Source organism: Nocardia wallacei, assembly GCF_029869545.1.
In the GTDB taxonomy this organism is placed as follows: domain Bacteria; phylum Actinomycetota; class Actinomycetes; order Mycobacteriales; family Mycobacteriaceae; genus Nocardia; species Nocardia wallacei_A.
Genome location: NZ_JARWQD010000102.1, coordinates 1 through 15,249, shown reverse-complemented (window position 1 = coordinate 15,249; position 15,249 = coordinate 1). Strand labels below are relative to the sequence as shown.

The window sequence follows — 15,249 nt, the reverse complement described above, 5'->3', positions numbered from 1 at the left end:
GCGCGGGGGCCACGCCCCCCGCCCCGCGCCCCTAATTGCCCCCCCCCCGCCCAAACCCGCGCCGGCAAATCGGGGGGCCCGGCGCGCCGGCAAATAGGGGGCCCCGGCGCGCCGGGACACAGGGCGCCGAGCGCGCCCTCTCCACTATTTCCGGCGCGCTTTCGGCCGGAATCACGAGCGCAGGTCCGCCAGCGCTTGTTCCAGGCTGGAGTGCAGGGTGAAGACCTGGTCCAGGTTGGTCATCTTGAGCTGACGGCTGGTCGCCGGTCCGTCGGCGACCACCGCGATGCGTGTCGATTGCCCTGCTCGCTGATGTGCGCCGACGAGTGCGGCCATCCCGGCGGAGGCGAGGAAGGTCACCTGCGCCAGATCGATGATCAAGGCCGCGGGCTGGCCGCCGAGGGTCGCCTCGATCGCGTTCTCCAGCGCGGGTGCGGTCGCCAGGTCGACCTCACCGGCCACCGTCAGGACGGTCGCTTCGTCGTGCACCGAGACCGAGGTGGTCATCGCGTCGGCGAGGGGATTCGCGTCTCCGGAAGTGTTGGTCACATCAAGACAATCTGCCATGAACCCGCCGTCCGCGCTGCATCGTCGGCCGATTGGATGGCGTTTCGTAGCATTTCGCGCAGCGAAAACCCCAGGTATTCCGGCTGTTCCGGAGATTGTGGCCGAATCGCTGGCGGGAATGCGCCGGAGTGTCTCGTCTGTGACCGATCGATGACCCGGCGTGCCGCCGGGTGCGTGTCGTCACACCCGGGCGGCCGCGGAGAACGAGACGGCGGGCAGCGTCACGATCATCCGCACGCGCGTCCCCACGCCCTGGTGATCGATGATCAGCTCGTCGGTGAGCGCGCGCATCATAGCGAGGCCGCGGCCGCGCGGGCCGGGATCCTCGGGCAGCGGCCGCCACACGCCGGTGTCGGCGACCTCGATGGTGACCCGATCCACCGAGCAGTCGGCCGTGAGCACCATATGACCGGGGGGCGTGTCCAGGTAGGCGTGCTCGATGCTGTTGCTGCATGCCTCGTTGGCGGCCGCGACCAGATCGGCGGCCGGTTCGGACGGCACCGCGGCCGCGGTGAGCCAGGCCGAGAGCTCGCGCCGCACCGCGGCCAGGCGGCCCGGTTCGGCGGGCACGTCCACGTGCAGCGGCAGCGGCGGCTGCCGGTAGACCACCATGGCCACGTCGTCGTCGTATCCGGCGGCCGGGCGCAGCCGCGACAGCACCGCGTCGGCCACCTCCCGCGGCTGATGTGCTGCGGCGCCGGACAATTCGTCGGCCAGGTCGTCGAAGCGCATATCGATGTCGATGCCGCGCTGTTCCACCAGCCCGTCGGTGAACAGCACCAGGGTCGAGCCGGGGGCGAGCGCGGTGGTGGCCTCCGGGCGCTGCGGCGGATCGAAGGTGGCCAGCGGCACCGCGCGCCCGCCCTCGAGCAGCCGTCCCTTCTGGTCCGGATCGGCCAGCACGGGCGGCATATGCCCCGCGCTGGAGTAGCGGATCAGGCCGCGCACCGGATCCAGGATCGCCGCGCACACGGTGGTGCACATGGCTCCGGGGATCCGGGCGGCGACGGTATCCAGCTCGGCGAGCAGCTGCGCCGGACCGGCGCCGCGCAACAGCAGAGCCCGTGCCGCCGAACGCAATTGGCCCATCACCACCGCCGCCGACAGGCCGCGCCCGACACAGTCGCCGACCACCACGCCGATGGTGCCGTCGCGCAGTTGCACCACGTCGTACCAGTCGCCGCCGATCTCGAGCGGCGGCAGCGCCGGTTCGTAGTGCACCGAGAACCGCGGCGGCAGCTCGATCGGGCCGAGCATGGCCCGCTGCAGGGTGAGCGAGGTGGAGCGGGCCTGATCGAAGTTGCGGGCCCGCTGCACGGCCAGGCTGAGATGCCCGACCAGCAGCGAGAACAACGCCCAGTCACCGGGACTGATGGCGCGCGGCGCGGCGAAGCGCAGCCACAGCGCGGCATCGCCGGTCTCGCCCAGCGGGGCCACGATGCCCTCGGAGGTGGAGGCGCCCTCGGGAATCGCGAACATGGTGCGGCCGGGCCGGGTCCGGGCGCGATCCAGCAGCGCGCGGGCGCGCGCGTCGAGCACCTGGCGGGAGACCGCCGCCTCCCCGGTGCCGGTGGCGGATCCGGCGGACTCGATGCCGTCGGCCGTGGCCGTGCCGGTGCCCGAAACAGGCCCGGACACATAGAGTTCCGGCCCGGTCTGGCGATTGGGCCACACCGACACCACGGCCGTCTCGGCGCCGATCGCGCGGCGCAGCTCCTCGAGCCCGACGGCCAGCACCTCGACCACGCTGGTGGCCGCCGCGACCGCGGTGGCCAGTCGCGACACCGCCTGGTCGCGGGCCTGCGCGTCGTGCTCGGCGGTGACGTCGCGGATGGTGCCGACGAAGATCCGCTCGTCCTCCTCGGGTTTCACCAGCGACGACGTGCTCACCGCCAGCCACAGCCGGCGGCCGTCGCGGTGCCGCACCGGCATCACGAAGCGCGCGGCCTCGGTGCCCAGGTCCGGATAGTTCGACCCGTCGTTGAGCGCCCACGGATGCGGCAGCGCGTAGGGCGCGCCGTCGGGCCCGTAGCCGGTCAGGGCGCCGAAGGCGGAATTCACCTCGGTCAGCGTGCCGTGCGCGTCGGCGATGAAGAAGCCGTCCTGCAGCGACTCCACCAGCGCGGTGCGGAAGGCGTCGCGCCCCGCCAGATCCTCCGCGCGCAGGCGCTGCAGCTCGTAGCTGCGGGTGCTGTCGAGGAAGCCGCGGGTCGCCACGTCCAGCGCGGCCAGGGTCTGCAGCAGGAATTCCAGCGCGGCCTCGGAGCGGGAGCCGCCGTCGGCGGGGCCGCGCGGGGCGCTGTCCTTGGCGAGCAGGCCCTCGCGGCCGAGCAGCCGGAAGTGGTGCTCGGTGAGATCGAGGATGCTCACGCCCTCCACCAGCGCCCGGCGGCCGAGCTCGTACCCCTCGGCGAGGGTGTTCTGCGTCGGCGAATCCAGATGCAGCCGCAGGGCATTGGAGTAGGCATCGCGGAACGCCGCCAGCACGGCGCTCACTGTGTCACCCTCGGCACGTTCACGGCATCGGATCCATGTGGCCGCGGTGCCGGGCCGCCAGCACCAGTGCGTCGTCGGTGTCCTTGGCGTGGCGGCCGAGGATGTCGGCGGTGATGTCGGCGGTCGACTTGGCGAGGTCGATGCCCTCGACGAACTCGTCGACGATGCCGTCGGTGGACATCAGCAGCAGGTCGCCGGGCCGGACCGCGACGGTCTGGGTCTGTAGGTTCTGCGGCAGCAGGTAGCCGACGATGCCGCCGGTGAGCAGCGCGGTGGACCGCACGACGGGCCTGCCGGGCCCGGCCGTCACCACCCGGGACTCCACATTGCCGACGCCGAGCCACTGCAGTTGGTCCTCGGAGCTGAACAGCGCCAGCGACACCGCCGCGCCGCGGGTGTCGGCCATGGCCCGATGACACATCACCATGAGCACATCGAGGGGTTCGGCGCGGTTCTCCGACAGCACCTGCGTGGCCCGATCGGCGGCCTCACCCGCGGCCGACCCGTGCCCGAGGCCGTCGAGCACCGCGAACAGCACCGCGCCACCCCCCGCGTCGAGCACTACCGAACGATCACCCGAGATCTTCTGGCCGGGCAGTGCGCGACCGGCCACGGCCCACTCGATGGCGCCGATGAATCCGTCCTCATGCACCGCTGGGTGCCCACTTCCACATTTCCACGAGGGTGCCCTGCCCGGGCGCGGACTCCACGAGCAGCCGGTCCATCAGCCGCCGCGCGCCCGGCAGGCCCAGACCCAGGCCGCGCCCGGTGGAGAATCCGTCCTCGAGTGCCCGCATGATGTCCGGAATCCCCGGCCCCTGATCCTGGGCCTGGACGACGAGGGCGCGCCGGCCCTCGCGATCCTCCACCGTCACCCGGATCTCGCCGGTGCCCGCGTAGCTGGTGATGTTGCGGGCGACCTCGGAGATGGCGGTGGAGATCATGGTGATATCGGTCAGCGAGAAGCCCAGCTTGGCCGCCAGCTCTCGACCGGCCTGACGAGCGGTCACGATGTCGTTGGACATCTTGACCGCGATCACCACGTTGTCGGCGGTCACGGTCACGAACCATCTCGCTGGTGGCGGGCGGAGAACTTTCTGTTGAGCCAGGCCAAACCTTCCTCGAGGTCCAGAGCGGTGTGCATGTCTTCGAAGGTCAGGCCCAGCTGCACCATGGCGAAGGCCACCTCGGGCTGCAGGCCGACGATGACCGTCTGCGCGCCGCGCAGCTTGGTCATGTGCACGATCGTGCGCAGCGAGCGTGCGGCGAAGGAGTCCATCACATCGATCGCGGTGACGTCGACGATGATGCCCTGCGCGCGGTATTTGCTGACGTACTTCATCAAGTCGTCCTGCAGCCGCTCGGTATCGGCATCGGTCAGTGCCGACTGCACGGACGCGATGAGGTAGGTGCCCTGTTTCAGAATGGGTACCGGCATGGGGGCGCCCCGGCTCAGCGTCCGTCGCGATCGGTCACACGGGAGACCTCGTAGCCGAGCAGCCGCTCCGCCTCCTCGATGCCGCCCTGCAGGTCACCGACCGCGGTTATCTTCGACAGGTCCAGGCCGATGGTCACCAGGATCAGCGCGATCTCCGAGGACAGGCCGGTGATGATGACGCTGGCACCCATCAGTCCCGAGGCGTCGACGGTCTGCACCAGGTGGTTGGCGACCGTGGAGTCGATGGAGGGCACACCGGTGATGTCGATGACGACCACCTTCGCGCGGTTGGCCCGGATGGCGCGCAGCAGCTGCTCGGTGAGCTGCCGCGCGCGCTGGCTGTCCAGCATGCCGATGATGGGCAGGATGAGCAGCTGCTCGCGTACCTGCAGGACCGGGGTGGACAGCTCGCGGATGGCCTCCTGCTGCTGCCGGATGACGCGCTCGCGCTCCTGCACGAAGGACACGGCCACGGTGTTGGCGATGCGGTTGGCGGCCGGTTCGTAGGCGTCGAGCACCCGTTTCAGCAGGTCGAAATTGGATTGGTACTTCTCGAACAGGCTGCGCGCCAGCACATCTCGCAGCAGCAGCACGATCCCGATGACCTCGTCGGTCTCGACGCCCCGGGGAATGATGCGCTCGGACAGATCGCGGGCGTAGGCCTGCAGGGCCTCGACGCTACCGGTTTCGAGCACCTCGACGTAGTTGTCGTAGACCGACGTCGCCTCGGAGAAGATCTCCTCCGGGGTCATCGCGGTGAGCAGTTGCGCGTCGGTGATGCGGCGGGCCCATTCCTCGCGCAGCTCGGTCCGGTTCTGGCGCAGGTGTTCGACCAGCTCCGGGAGCAAGTTATCGACCGGGCCGGCCGGGCGCGAATCCGGCGAAAGGCCGATGGACACGTCGGACATGGAAACTCCTGCCCCTTTCGAAGGGAAGGTCGGTTGCTCGTGTGGTGGGCTCGCGCGCGGCTGCTCATCGCTTGCCTTTACGAGCCTAGTCTTTCCCGATACCCGATGGGGCGCAAACCAAACCCTGCCTCCCCTCGCCGCGGGTTGCTCGCGGTGCGCGGGAGGCGGTGCCGGGGCGGCAACATCGAAGGTCACGGGTTTGCGCCGTCGGGCGGGGCGGGGGTGGCGGCGTGGTGTTGATCACCCGGTCTTCGATGGTGGGCCAGCAGCGTGTCGTAGATGTCGGCCAAGGCGGCGAGCTGATCGCGGTCGAGGACGTCGATCATGTTGCGGCGCACGCTGTCGACGTGCGCGGGCGCGGCGGTGGCGAGCACCTCGGCGCCCTTGGCGGTGAGGACGGCGGCGGTGCGCCGGGCGTCGTCGGGGATCGCCTCGCGCGCGACCAGGCCGCGCTTCTCCATCCGGGTGATCTGGTGCGACAGCCGGCTCTGTGACCATTCCAGCACGCCCGCCAGCTCGGCGAAGCTGCGCCGGTGGTCGGGGGCGTCGTCGAGGCGGGCCAGCACCGTGTACTCGACGTAGGTCAGATTCGAGGCCCGCAGCGAATCCCGGCCGACGGCCGCGGCGATGAGATCGCGCGTGAAGACGAAGCCGAGCCAGGCGCGCATCTCGAGATCGTCGAGCCACCGGGGTTCGGCCGTGTTGATCGTGCCCTCGCTGCGCTCGGTCACAGCCCCGCCTCGCTGGCGCTCGGCGCCGCCGTGACCGGCGGTGCTGTGTTGATCGTGCCCTCGCTGCGCTCGGTCACAACCTCGCCTCGCTTCCAGGTCCCTGATGCGTCATGCTATTGCCTCTTCCGCCTCGGCTACCACACCAAACGACAGGTACACCGACATTGTTGAAGGTGCAACCTAGTTGCCTGGGATGAAGATTAGGCTTGCCTGAGATCGGCGCGGCATCCGGTCCTGGCTAGAGTTCGGTTCGCTTGGATTCACCCGGCCGCGTGGGCGTGCGCGCCCCGGCCCTCGTCGAGGAGTGTGCGAAACGTGTCCGCGCCTGATTTCCTGTACTCGGATCTGCTGCCGACCGGCGCGGACGACACCCCGTACCGGCTGCTGACCACCGAGGGCGTCAGCACCTTCGAGGCGGGCGGCCGGACGTTCCTGCGGGTCGAGCCCGAGGTGCTGCGGATGCTCACCGCCGAGGCCATGCACGACATCAGCCACTACCTGCGCCCGGCACACCTGGCCCAGCTGCGCAAGATCATCGATGATCCGGAGTCGTCGGGTAACGACCGGTTCGTGGCGCTGGACCTGCTGAAGAACGTCAACATCTCCGCGGGCGGCATCCTGCCGATGTGCCAGGACACCGGCACGGCGATCGTGATGGGCAAGAAGTCCGAGGGCGTGCTCACCGGCGCCGACGACGCCGAATGGATCAGCCGCGGGGTGTTCGACGCCTACACGAAGCTGAACCTGCGCTACTCGCAGCTGGCCCCGATCACCATGTGGGAGGAGAAGAACACCGGCTCGAATCTGCCCGCGCAGGTCGAGTTGTATTCCGCGGCCGGCGATCCGGCGCATCCGGCCTACAAGTTCCTGTTCATGGCCAAGGGCGGCGGCTCGGCGAACAAGTCGTTCCTGTACCAGGAGACCAAGGCCGTCCTGAACCCCACGCGGATGCTGGAGTTCCTCGACGAGAAGATCCGCTCCCTGGGCACCGCGGCCTGCCCGCCCTACCACCTGGCCGTCGTGATCGGCGGCACCAGTGCGGAATTCGCGCTCAAGACCGCGAAATACGCCTCCGCGCACTACCTCGACAACCTGCCGACCGAGGGATCGCTGTCGGCGCACGGCTTCCGGGATCTGGCGCTGGAGGAGGAGGTCTTCAAGCTGACCCAGTCCTTCGGCATCGGCGCGCAGTTCGGCGGTAAGTACTTCTGCCACGACGTGCGAGTGGTCCGGCTGCCGCGGCACGGCGCCAGCTGCCCGGTCGCGATCGCGGTATCGTGCTCCGCCGACCGGCAGGCGCTGGCCAAGATCACCCCCGAGGGCGTGTTCCTCGAACAGCTGGAACGCGAACCGGCGCAATACCTTCCGGAGCAGACCGACGCCATCCTCGGCGGCGACGTGGTGCAGGTGGATCTGAACCGGCCGATGTCGGAGATCCGCGCGGAACTGTCGAAATATCCTGTGAAGACCCGGCTCTCGCTGACCGGGCCGCTGGTGGTGGCGCGCGATATAGCGCACGCCAAGATCAAGGAGCGGCTGGACGCGGGCGAGCCGATGCCGCAGTACATGCGCGATATGGCCGTCTACTACGCCGGTCCCGCCAAGACCCCCGACGGGTACGCGTCGGGGTCGTTCGGCCCGACGACGGCCGGGCGCATGGACTCCTACGTCGACCAGTTCCAGGCCGCGGGCGGCTCGTTCGTCATGCTGGCCAAGGGAAATCGCTCCGCGCAGGTCACCAAGGCGTGCAAGGAGCACGGCGGGTTCTACCTCGGATCGATCGGCGGCCCGGCGGCACGGCTGGCGCTGGACTGCATCAAATCCGTCGAGGTGCTGGAGTACCCGGAGCTCGGCATGGAGGCGGTGTGGAAGATCGAGGTCGAGGACTTCCCGGCGTTCATCGTCGTCGACGACAAGGGCAACGACTTCTTCGCCGAGACGCAGAAGCCGATCGCGCTGCGGGTGCGCACGCGGTCCAAGGAACGGGTCTAGGCGTTCGTCAGAGCGTGAGGCCGGGGCGCAGGCGGCTGTCGGGATCGACCGTGCGGTGTAGCTCTCGCAGGCGAGCCAGATTGGCCCCGTAGTACCGCTCCGGCGGCTGGTCCGGCTCGAGATAGTTGACGTAGGCGCCGGAGGAGGCGGCGCCGAGCGCCCGGTGCGCGTCGCGGATCCAGCGGCGGGCGGCCTCGGGGTCGTCCGGTGCCTCGACGACCCACTGCAGCGAGGCGGTGTGATCGCGCCAGGGGAAGGCGGTGGCGTCGGCGGGGATGTCGCGGATCGCGCCGTCGAGCGGATCGACCAGCACGTAACCCGTTGCGCCGCTGCGTAACCGGGTGCGGACGATCTCGACGATCGTCTCGGCGACGGCGGGGGACAGGTCCGCCGAGACGTCGGACCCCGCGACCTTGGTCGAGCGAGAGGCCGTCTCGCCGCCCCCGAGCCGCAGCGCCGCGTCGAGGGGTTCGAGTGTCCGATGGTCCACCGATGCCGGTGCGACCGCGACCGCTGCGGCCAGATCCGTTGCGGCCCTGGCTCCCTCGCCCGCGACGGCGACGATCTGCACCGCGCATCCGAGGCTCCCGTCCGCCGCCGACACCTCGACGTTCGCCCACACGGTCCGTGGCGCCGCGGCGAGCCACCGCGCCCAGCCCGCCAGCACCCGTCCCGCGGACTCGCCCGGAAAGGACAGTCGCAGAATGTCTCTCGGCGTCGCCGGGCAGGTGCGATACGTCAGCGCCGTGACGATCCCGGTCGCGGGGCCCGCGCCGCGCAGTGCCCAGAACAGTCCGGGTAGTTCGTCGGCCGACGCCCGCGCCGTGGCTCCGGTCGGCAGCACCAGGTCCGCGGCGACGAGGCGGTCGCAGGTCAGCCCGTACCGGCGCGAGTCGACGCCGATTCCACCCCCGAGGGTCAGCCCCGCGAGGCCGACCGTGGGGCACGTGCCCACGGGCAGGGCCTGTCCGGATCGTGCCAGCTCGGACAGCACGGGAAACGTTGTGGCCCCGGCGCCTACCGTCACCAGATCGCCGTCGAGGGTGATCTCGCGCAACCCGCGCACATCGACGACCAAGGCCCCGGTGGTGGCCGAGGCGCCCACATAGGAGTGGCCGCCCGCTCGCGCGGTGATCGCAAGCCCCTGTGCCCGTGCGAAAGTCACCGCGGCGCGGACGTCATCGGGCGTGGCCGCGGCGACGGCGGCGGCGGGGGTTCCGGTATCGAACTGCGGGTCGAACAGGGCCGTCGCGGAACCGAATTCGGCATCGTCCGGCAGTGTCAGCGTGCCTCGCAGGCAGGTGCGCAGCGCGTCCCAGGCGGCCGGGTCCGCCGCCTGCGCGGCGGCGGTGGGCTGCCATCCGGCGAGACCTGCGGTGGCGAGGGCACCGGCCCCGCGGAGCAGCGCACGGCGCGGGAGGGCCTCGGATGTTCGGCTCGCGTGATTCGCCATCGACTTCATGATGCCGCGTGGACCGTCGCCGGGTCACCCACCCGGGTGGGTTCGGATCGGGTCCGCGGCGCCGAAGCCCTTGTCGCCGGTCGCAGTTGGGCTCAGCTCTCGCGGGCGCGCAGGGTCGCGGCGAAATGTTCGCGGGCCCCGGAGTCGGTGCGGGCCGGGGAGCGGGAGGTCAGTGCGATCAGGGCGGCGGCACCGGCGGCCGCCGCGAGGGAAACCAGGACGTGCGCCGTCATCGAAAAAGCCATGACACCCTCCTCACCGTCGGGCCACCGACCATGGACCACCCGCCACGGTAGCTGGCCGGTGGCCATTTCCAGGTGGGGACACGCGAATTGCCGCCAATAAGCCGGTAATCGCTGGAAAGCGCACCGCCATGACAATTTGCGAATCAGTAACGAAGCGGCGTGCGTCCCCCGGCCTGCCCGTCCGGGCTGACCAGCGCTCGGCGTTCCTGGCTCGACCAGCGTGTGGGTTGTATAGGGGTCCGGACCCGACCATGGGCAGCGAGTGCGGGGCCGACGCCTACGACGCGCCCTGGGGCGAAAGCTTTGCGCATCACCGGGTGCGGCGGTGGCGTGGTTAGGATCGTCCGCATGTTGCGAGGAGTTGCCGGATCTGTGCTGGTTGTCGGAATCGGGGTCGGAGGCTGGGGTGTGGTGCCGGGGGCGCATGCCGCACCCGCGGCGTCCGAATCCGCCGCGGGCACAGCGGGACTCGATCCGGTGCTGGCCACGGCCTACACGCTGGCCGAGCGGGAGGCACACGAGCAGGGCATTCCGCTGTGGGTCACGTCCGGCTACCGGACTCACGAGCAACAGCAGGAACTGTGGGAGGACGGGCTGGCCACCTACGGCGGTCCGGATGCGGCGCGGCGCTGGGTGCTGCCGCCGGAGGAGTCGACACACGTGCAGGGCAAGGCGATCGACGTCGGCCCCGAGGAGGGCGCCCGCTGGCTGGAAGCCCACGGCAACCGCTGGGGCCTGTGCCGCACCTTCGACAACGAATATTGGCATTTCGAGCTGGCGACGACGCCGGGCGCGGAGTGCCCGCCCCGCGTCCCCGACGCCAGCGTCCGCTGACGCCTCCGGCGGGCGCATCACCGGCAGACGGTGACCGCGCCGTGTCGGACCAGGGTGCACGGGCCGCGGCGGTATGGGCCCGACGTGGCACCGTCGGTGCCGAGGTCTTCAGCACTCGGCTTCCAGCTCTCGATCGCCGTGTGCGTGTGGTTGTCGAGCGGAGGTGGGAGGTGGGCGGTCGGGTGGGTAGCTAACGGGCGGTTGTTGGCAAACCTTGGCTGACACGCCGACTGCCCTGCGCATTACCGGCGTGGCGGGTGGCGGGGTCGAGCATCCTGGATTGCTGGCGGCGTTCCGGCAAACGGCCGGGCGCCACGATGAGGTGCTACACGATGGAGGTTCGGTGAGCAGGCGGATTTCGGGAGCGGGCCAGTGGTCGATTCCGATCGAGCGGGCGACAAGGCCGACCGGAAGCCCGAAATCCGCAGCGACCCTGACCTTCTCACCGACCTGGTTACTGCTCGACCTACCGACCGCGGTGCTGGTGGCGGTATTCGTCGGCACGGGGTGGCTGGGCTACACGCAGCCGGGCCCCGCCGAAGTGGACGCCCCCACCCCGGCCCTGGTCGTCCCCACCGAGCCCGCCCCGTCCCCTCCTCGGTAGCGCTCGGACGAAAGCTGGCCGGGTGGCGGCGCCCGGGACCCCACCGCGCGTGCTTGCGTGGTGTGCACGGCGGGGCGGCGGGTGCGGGGTAGCGCTCCATCTAGGACGCATTCGGTCCTATTCGTGTGTCGGGGTGATGGCATGACCGATACTCCTGCCCGTCTGTTGCGGTTGTTGTCGCTGTTGCAGACTCCGCGTGATTGGCCGGGGAGCGAACTGGCCGAGCGGCTGGGCGTCACCGATCGCACGGTGCGGCGCGATATCGACCGGCTGCGCGAGCTGGGGTATCCGATCGACGCGACCCTGGGTGCCGCGGGCGGTTACCGCCTGGCGGCGGGCGCGGCCATGCCGCCGCTGCTGCTCGACGACGAGGAGGCCGTCGCCGTCGCCGTCGGGCTGCGGGCCGCGGCGGGGCAGGCGGTGGCGGGCATCGAGGAGGCGTCGGTGCGGGCGCTGGCGAAGCTGGAACAGGTGCTGCCCTCGCGATTGCGCCGCCGCGTCCGCGTGGTCGGCGCCGCGACCTCCGCGTCGACCGGCGACGGTCCGCTGGCCGATCCGGAGGTCCTCAGCGCGCTGGCCGCCGCCGCGACCAACCGGGAGCGGGTGCGGTTCACCTATCGCGACGCCGCCGGGAACGACAGCCGCCGCCATGCCGAACCTGCCGGTCTCGCGGTCGCGGGTCGGCGGTGGTACATGGTGGCCTTCGACCTCGACCGCGCCGCGTGGCGCAGCTTCCGCGTGGACCGCCTGTCGTCCCCGCGGGCGACCGGTGCCCGCTTCGCGCCGCGTCCGCTGCCCGCCGCGGACGCCGCCGCCTACGTGGCGGGCCAGCGAACCGATTGGGGGACACCGAAATACCGGGTGGACATCACGATCCACGCACCGGCACACCGCGTCGCGGGCCGCCTCGGGGACGACCCGGGCGCGGTGCTGCCGCTCGATGAGCACCGCTGCCGGTTGACGGAGGAACGCGACGACGATCCGCACTGGCTCGCCGCGCGCCTGCTGTCGCTCGGCGCGGAGTTCGAGGTGCGCGAGTCACCGGAACTCGCCGAGGGTCTGGCGAGGCTGCGCGCGCGGGCGGATCGCGCACTCGCCGGTCGGTCGGCGAGCCGCGCCACGGCCGTCCCAGCCCCCGACGCCCCGGCCTGACATCGCCGACGATGTCGATGCGGCGCTTGGGGGTTGTGCGATGTTGGTGCGGCATTTGAGGGTTGTGCGACATCGATGCGGCACTCGGGGGTTGCGCGATGCGGCACTTGGAGATTGTGCGATGTTGATACGGCACTTGGAGGTTGTGCGATGTTAGTGCGGCATTTGGGGGTCGTGCGATGTTGGTGCGGCACTCGGCGTTGTGCGATGCGGCACTTGGAGATTGCGCGATGTGGGTGCGGCATTTGGAGGTTGCGTACGCTGCGGCTCGGGTGTCGCGCGTGGCATGCCGGGCTCGTCGCCGGGGGCAACATGGCCCGCTCGTCGTCGCTGAGCGGAGTGCCGTGCGCGTCGGTGCGGCTGTCGATGCCGACCATCAGGTTGTCGGCGGCGCTGTCCTCGGCGCGTCGGTGGCCCGGTTTGCGCGCTTCGCCCCGCGACCGGACGCCGTGTGCGACCATGGGCGAGGGGCGGATCCGGCGACAAATCGAGCGAGATCATGGCTGTGGCATGGGAACGGACATCGGCAGATATTCACCGTGCCGAGGTGATCTCGGCGGTCCGGGAGGCGTGCGCGCTGGCCAGGGTCGATGCCTCCTCGCTCCGGCCGGTCCGGTCCGGATCTCAGGCGTACGTCCGGCTACCCGGTGACATCGTGGCGCGGGTGGATCCGCCGGGCCGGTCGGACGCCGCACGGCGGGTGGTCGCGCTGGCCCGGTGGCTGGAGTCCGCGGATATCGATGCGGTGCAGTGCATTTCGACGATCGACCAGCCGGTGGAGATTCGCGGCCGCGCGGTGACCTTCTGGCATGCGCTGCCGCCCTACCGCTCCGGCACCACGGGAGAGGTGGCGTGGGCGCTGGCACGCTTGCATGAAATCGCGCCACCGCTCCGCGCCGAACTCGCCCCGATGCACCCTTTGGCCCTGGCGGAGCAGCGCATTCGCGCCTGCCGGACGCTGAGCGTGGGCGACCGGCTGTGGCTGACCGAGCACGTGGCCGAGTTGCGGCAGCGCTGGACCGCGCTGCCCGGCGGGCTGCCCTGGGGCGTCGTGCACGGCGACGCGCGGGCGGCGACGGTGGTGCGTGCCGACGACGGACCGGTGCTGTTGCGCAGCGTCGACCATCTGACGATCGGCCCGCCGGAGTGGGACCTGGCGTGCACGGCGATCAAGCTGACCTCGTTCGGGTGGATCACGGCGCAGCAGTACGAGGAGTTCTGCCGGGAGTACGGCCGGGATGTGCTGCGGTGGGCCGGTTTCTACCTGCTGCGCGACATCCGGGAACTGCAGCTGGCCGTGGCGGCGGGGCGGGCGGCCGCGCGCGACGGGGCGTACCGAGAGCAGGCGGAGTACCGCGTGCGCTGCCTGCGCGGCGACGAGGGCCCGCGGCAATGGCCGCAGTGGCGGCCGCTGTGGTGGGTGCGGCTGCAGCACGGCATGTGAGGAGGGTCAGGCGTCGAGGATCTTTCCCGGGTTGAGCAAGCCGAGCGGATCCAGCGCCCGCTTGACCGCGGCCATCACCTCCACCGCCGCGCCGTGCTCCTCGCGCAGATACCGCTTCTTGGCCACGCCGATGCCGTGCTCGCCCGACGCGGTGCCGCCGACGGCCAGGGCGTGCCGCACCACCTGATCGGAGAAGCGTTGCGCCGCATCCTGAGTCGCGTCGGTATAGGGCACGACGGCGTGCACGTTGCCGTCGCCGATATGCCCGGCGACGCTGACGTCGAGCCCCAGCTCCGCGCCGAGCCGGGTGGCGGTGCCGACCGCCTCGGCGATGCGGGAGTACGGAACGGCGGTGTCGGTCACCAGGAACCGGTGGCCCGGACTGCGCGCCTTCAACGCGAAGAACAGCAGGTGGCGGTCCTCCCAGAGGGCATGCCGTTCGGTGTGCGTGCGCGCCTGGGCGATATCGACAGCGTCGTGTGCCCCGCAGACGCGCCGGATCTCGGCCTCGTCGGAGGCGGCGGCCGCGGACGAGGCGGCCTCGACATCGATGAACAGCGCGGGCGATTCGGCATACGCGGCACCGCGGAAATCGTTGATGGCGGCCATACTTGCGGCATCGACGAGTTCGAGGCGGCTCACCGGCAGTGCCAGGCCCAGCATCTCGACCGCGGCGGCGACGGCGTCATCGACCGAGGGGAACGAGATCCGCAGCGAGCGTAGCCATTCCGGGATCGGATGCAGCCGGACGGTGAGCTCGGTGATGATCCCGAGCGTTCCGGCCGAACCGATCAGGAGGTCCTCGAGGCCGTATCCGCTGGAGGACTTGCGCACCGCCCGGCCCAGCCGGGCGTGTGTCCCGTCGGCGAAAACCGCTTGCAGGGCAAGGACGTTCGCGCGCATCCCGCCGTAGCGCACACCGGTGGTGCCGCTGGCGTTGGTCGCCGCCATGCCGCCCAGGGAGGCGTCCGCCCCGGGATCGACGGTGAACTGCAGCCCGAACTCGGCCGCCGCCGCGTTGAGGCGGGTGCGGGTGACGCCCGGCTGCACGGTCGCGGTGAAGTCGCCGGGGGAGAGGCCGAGGATCGAATCCGCCTGGGACAGATCGAGAATCAGCTCGTCACCGCGGGCCAGCAGATGCCCCTCGAGGCTGGTGCCCGCGCCGCGGGCGATGAGCGGGGTGCGCGTATCGCGGGCCCAGCCGACCACCGCCAGGACATCGTCGAGACCGGCCGCGTAGGGCCCCCCGCGGGGGCGGGGGCCGCGGCGCGGCCCGAACACGATCATCACCGTGACCCGGCCCGAGGTCCGCAATGCCATCGATCTCGCGGCGGCGCAGGGTATCGAGCGCGCGCTCGACGCGTTCGACGCCGATC

General features: G+C 70.9%; 15 protein-coding genes. 5 read left to right on the top strand and 10 right to left on the bottom strand.

The features are described 5' to 3' along the window. Positions 1-171: 171 nt before the first annotated feature. From QH290_RS06815 to QH290_RS06785, 7 genes are all read right to left on the bottom strand, one after another. Positions 172-549: an STAS domain-containing protein gene (locus QH290_RS06815; RefSeq protein WP_425303559.1), complete on the bottom strand. Its 378-nt coding sequence runs from the start codon at positions 547-549 to the stop codon at positions 172-174. Between the two features lie 198 nt (positions 550-747). Continuing rightward, complete coding sequence (locus QH290_RS06810; protein ID WP_280382281.1) at positions 748-3,063, bottom strand: SpoIIE family protein phosphatase; 2,316 nt, start codon at positions 3,061-3,063, stop codon at positions 748-750. A gap of 19 nt (positions 3,064-3,082) precedes the next feature. Continuing rightward, the gene (locus tag QH290_RS06805; RefSeq protein ID WP_280267089.1) at positions 3,083-3,715 is read right to left on the bottom strand and encodes a SpoIIE family protein phosphatase; all 633 of its coding nucleotides are present in this window, start codon (positions 3,713-3,715) and stop codon (positions 3,083-3,085) included. After that, complete coding sequence (locus tag QH290_RS06800) at positions 3,708-4,088, bottom strand: anti-sigma regulatory factor (RefSeq protein ID WP_280267095.1); 381 nt, start codon at positions 4,086-4,088, stop codon at positions 3,708-3,710. Before QH290_RS06800 ends, QH290_RS06805 begins: the two co-directional genes overlap by 8 nt. A gap of 35 nt (positions 4,089-4,123) precedes the next feature. Further along, the gene (locus QH290_RS06795; RefSeq protein ID WP_068018384.1) at positions 4,124-4,501 is read right to left on the bottom strand and encodes an STAS domain-containing protein; all 378 of its coding nucleotides are present in this window, start codon (positions 4,499-4,501) and stop codon (positions 4,124-4,126) included. A 14-nt stretch (positions 4,502-4,515) separates the two neighbouring features. Beyond that, positions 4,516-5,409: an STAS domain-containing protein gene (locus QH290_RS06790; protein ID WP_280267088.1), complete on the bottom strand. Its 894-nt coding sequence runs from the start codon at positions 5,407-5,409 to the stop codon at positions 4,516-4,518. A 191-nt stretch (positions 5,410-5,600) separates the two neighbouring features. After that, a complete protein-coding gene (locus QH290_RS06785; RefSeq protein ID WP_280382280.1) occupies positions 5,601-6,140 on the bottom strand; it encodes a MarR family winged helix-turn-helix transcriptional regulator in 540 nt (179 codons plus the stop codon). 315 nt (positions 6,141-6,455) lie between these two features. Here QH290_RS06785 and QH290_RS06780 point away from each other — a divergent pair, with 315 nt between their 5' ends. Beyond that, a complete protein-coding gene (locus tag QH290_RS06780) occupies positions 6,456-8,132 on the top strand; it encodes a fumarate hydratase (protein ID WP_280267086.1) in 1,677 nt (558 codons plus the stop codon). Between the two features lie 7 nt (positions 8,133-8,139). Here the strand turns inward: QH290_RS06780 and QH290_RS06775 are convergent, their stop codons facing one another. Together QH290_RS06775 and QH290_RS06770 are read right to left on the bottom strand one after the other, a co-directional pair. Further along, a complete protein-coding gene (locus QH290_RS06775; RefSeq protein ID WP_280267085.1) occupies positions 8,140-9,585 on the bottom strand; it encodes an FAD-binding oxidoreductase in 1,446 nt (481 codons plus the stop codon). Between the two features lie 101 nt (positions 9,586-9,686). Beyond that, the gene (locus QH290_RS06770) at positions 9,687-9,839 is read right to left on the bottom strand and encodes a hypothetical protein (protein WP_280267084.1); all 153 of its coding nucleotides are present in this window, start codon (positions 9,837-9,839) and stop codon (positions 9,687-9,689) included. Positions 9,840-10,187: 348 nt separating this feature from the next. Here QH290_RS06770 and QH290_RS06765 point away from each other — a divergent pair, with 348 nt between their 5' ends. The 4 genes from QH290_RS06765 (at position 10,188) to QH290_RS06750 (ending at position 13,873) form a co-directional block, all read left to right on the top strand. Further along, positions 10,188-10,673: a M15 family metallopeptidase gene (locus tag QH290_RS06765; RefSeq protein WP_280267083.1), complete on the top strand. Its 486-nt coding sequence runs from the start codon at positions 10,188-10,190 to the stop codon at positions 10,671-10,673. A gap of 343 nt (positions 10,674-11,016) precedes the next feature. Beyond that, positions 11,017-11,277: a hypothetical protein gene (locus QH290_RS06760; protein WP_280267082.1), complete on the top strand. Its 261-nt coding sequence runs from the start codon at positions 11,017-11,019 to the stop codon at positions 11,275-11,277. 141 nt (positions 11,278-11,418) lie between these two features. Beyond that, entirely contained in the window at positions 11,419-12,429 is a 1,011-nt protein-coding gene (locus tag QH290_RS06755; protein WP_280382279.1) for a helix-turn-helix transcriptional regulator, read from the top strand. A gap of 499 nt (positions 12,430-12,928) precedes the next feature. Beyond that, positions 12,929-13,873 (top strand): phosphotransferase family protein, encoded by a 945-nt coding sequence (locus QH290_RS06750; RefSeq protein ID WP_280267080.1) that lies wholly within the window; start codon positions 12,929-12,931, stop codon positions 13,871-13,873. A 6-nt stretch (positions 13,874-13,879) separates the two neighbouring features. Here the strand turns inward: QH290_RS06750 and QH290_RS06745 are convergent, their stop codons facing one another. Continuing rightward, entirely contained in the window at positions 13,880-15,193 is a 1,314-nt protein-coding gene (locus QH290_RS06745; protein WP_280382282.1) for an FAD-binding oxidoreductase, read from the bottom strand. Between the last annotated feature and the right edge of the window lie 56 nt (positions 15,194-15,249).

Excerpts from the sequence above, each read along its gene's own strand:
- QH290_RS06800 (WP_280267095.1), bottom strand. The coding sequence starts at position 4,088 with ATGTCCAACGACATCGTGACCGCTCGTCAGGCCGGTCGAGAGCTGGCG.
- QH290_RS06795 (WP_068018384.1), bottom strand. The coding sequence starts at position 4,501 with ATGCCGGTACCCATTCTGAAACAGGGCACCTACCTCATCGCGTCCGTG.
- QH290_RS06790 (WP_280267088.1), bottom strand. The coding sequence starts at position 5,409 with ATGTCCGACGTGTCCATCGGCCTTTCGCCGGATTCGCGCCCGGCCGGC.
- QH290_RS06775 (WP_280267085.1), bottom strand. The coding sequence starts at position 9,585 with ATGGCGAATCACGCGAGCCGAACATCCGAGGCCCTCCCGCGCCGTGCG.
- QH290_RS06770 (WP_280267084.1), bottom strand. The coding sequence starts at position 9,839 with ATGGCTTTTTCGATGACGGCGCACGTCCTGGTTTCCCTCGCGGCGGCC.
- QH290_RS06765 (WP_280267083.1), top strand. The coding sequence starts at position 10,188 with ATGTTGCGAGGAGTTGCCGGATCTGTGCTGGTTGTCGGAATCGGGGTC.
- QH290_RS06755 (WP_280382279.1), top strand. The coding sequence starts at position 11,419 with ATGACCGATACTCCTGCCCGTCTGTTGCGGTTGTTGTCGCTGTTGCAG.
- QH290_RS06750 (WP_280267080.1), top strand. The coding sequence starts at position 12,929 with ATGGCTGTGGCATGGGAACGGACATCGGCAGATATTCACCGTGCCGAG.
- QH290_RS06745 (WP_280382282.1), bottom strand. The coding sequence starts at position 15,193 with ATGGCATTGCGGACCTCGGGCCGGGTCACGGTGATGATCGTGTTCGGG.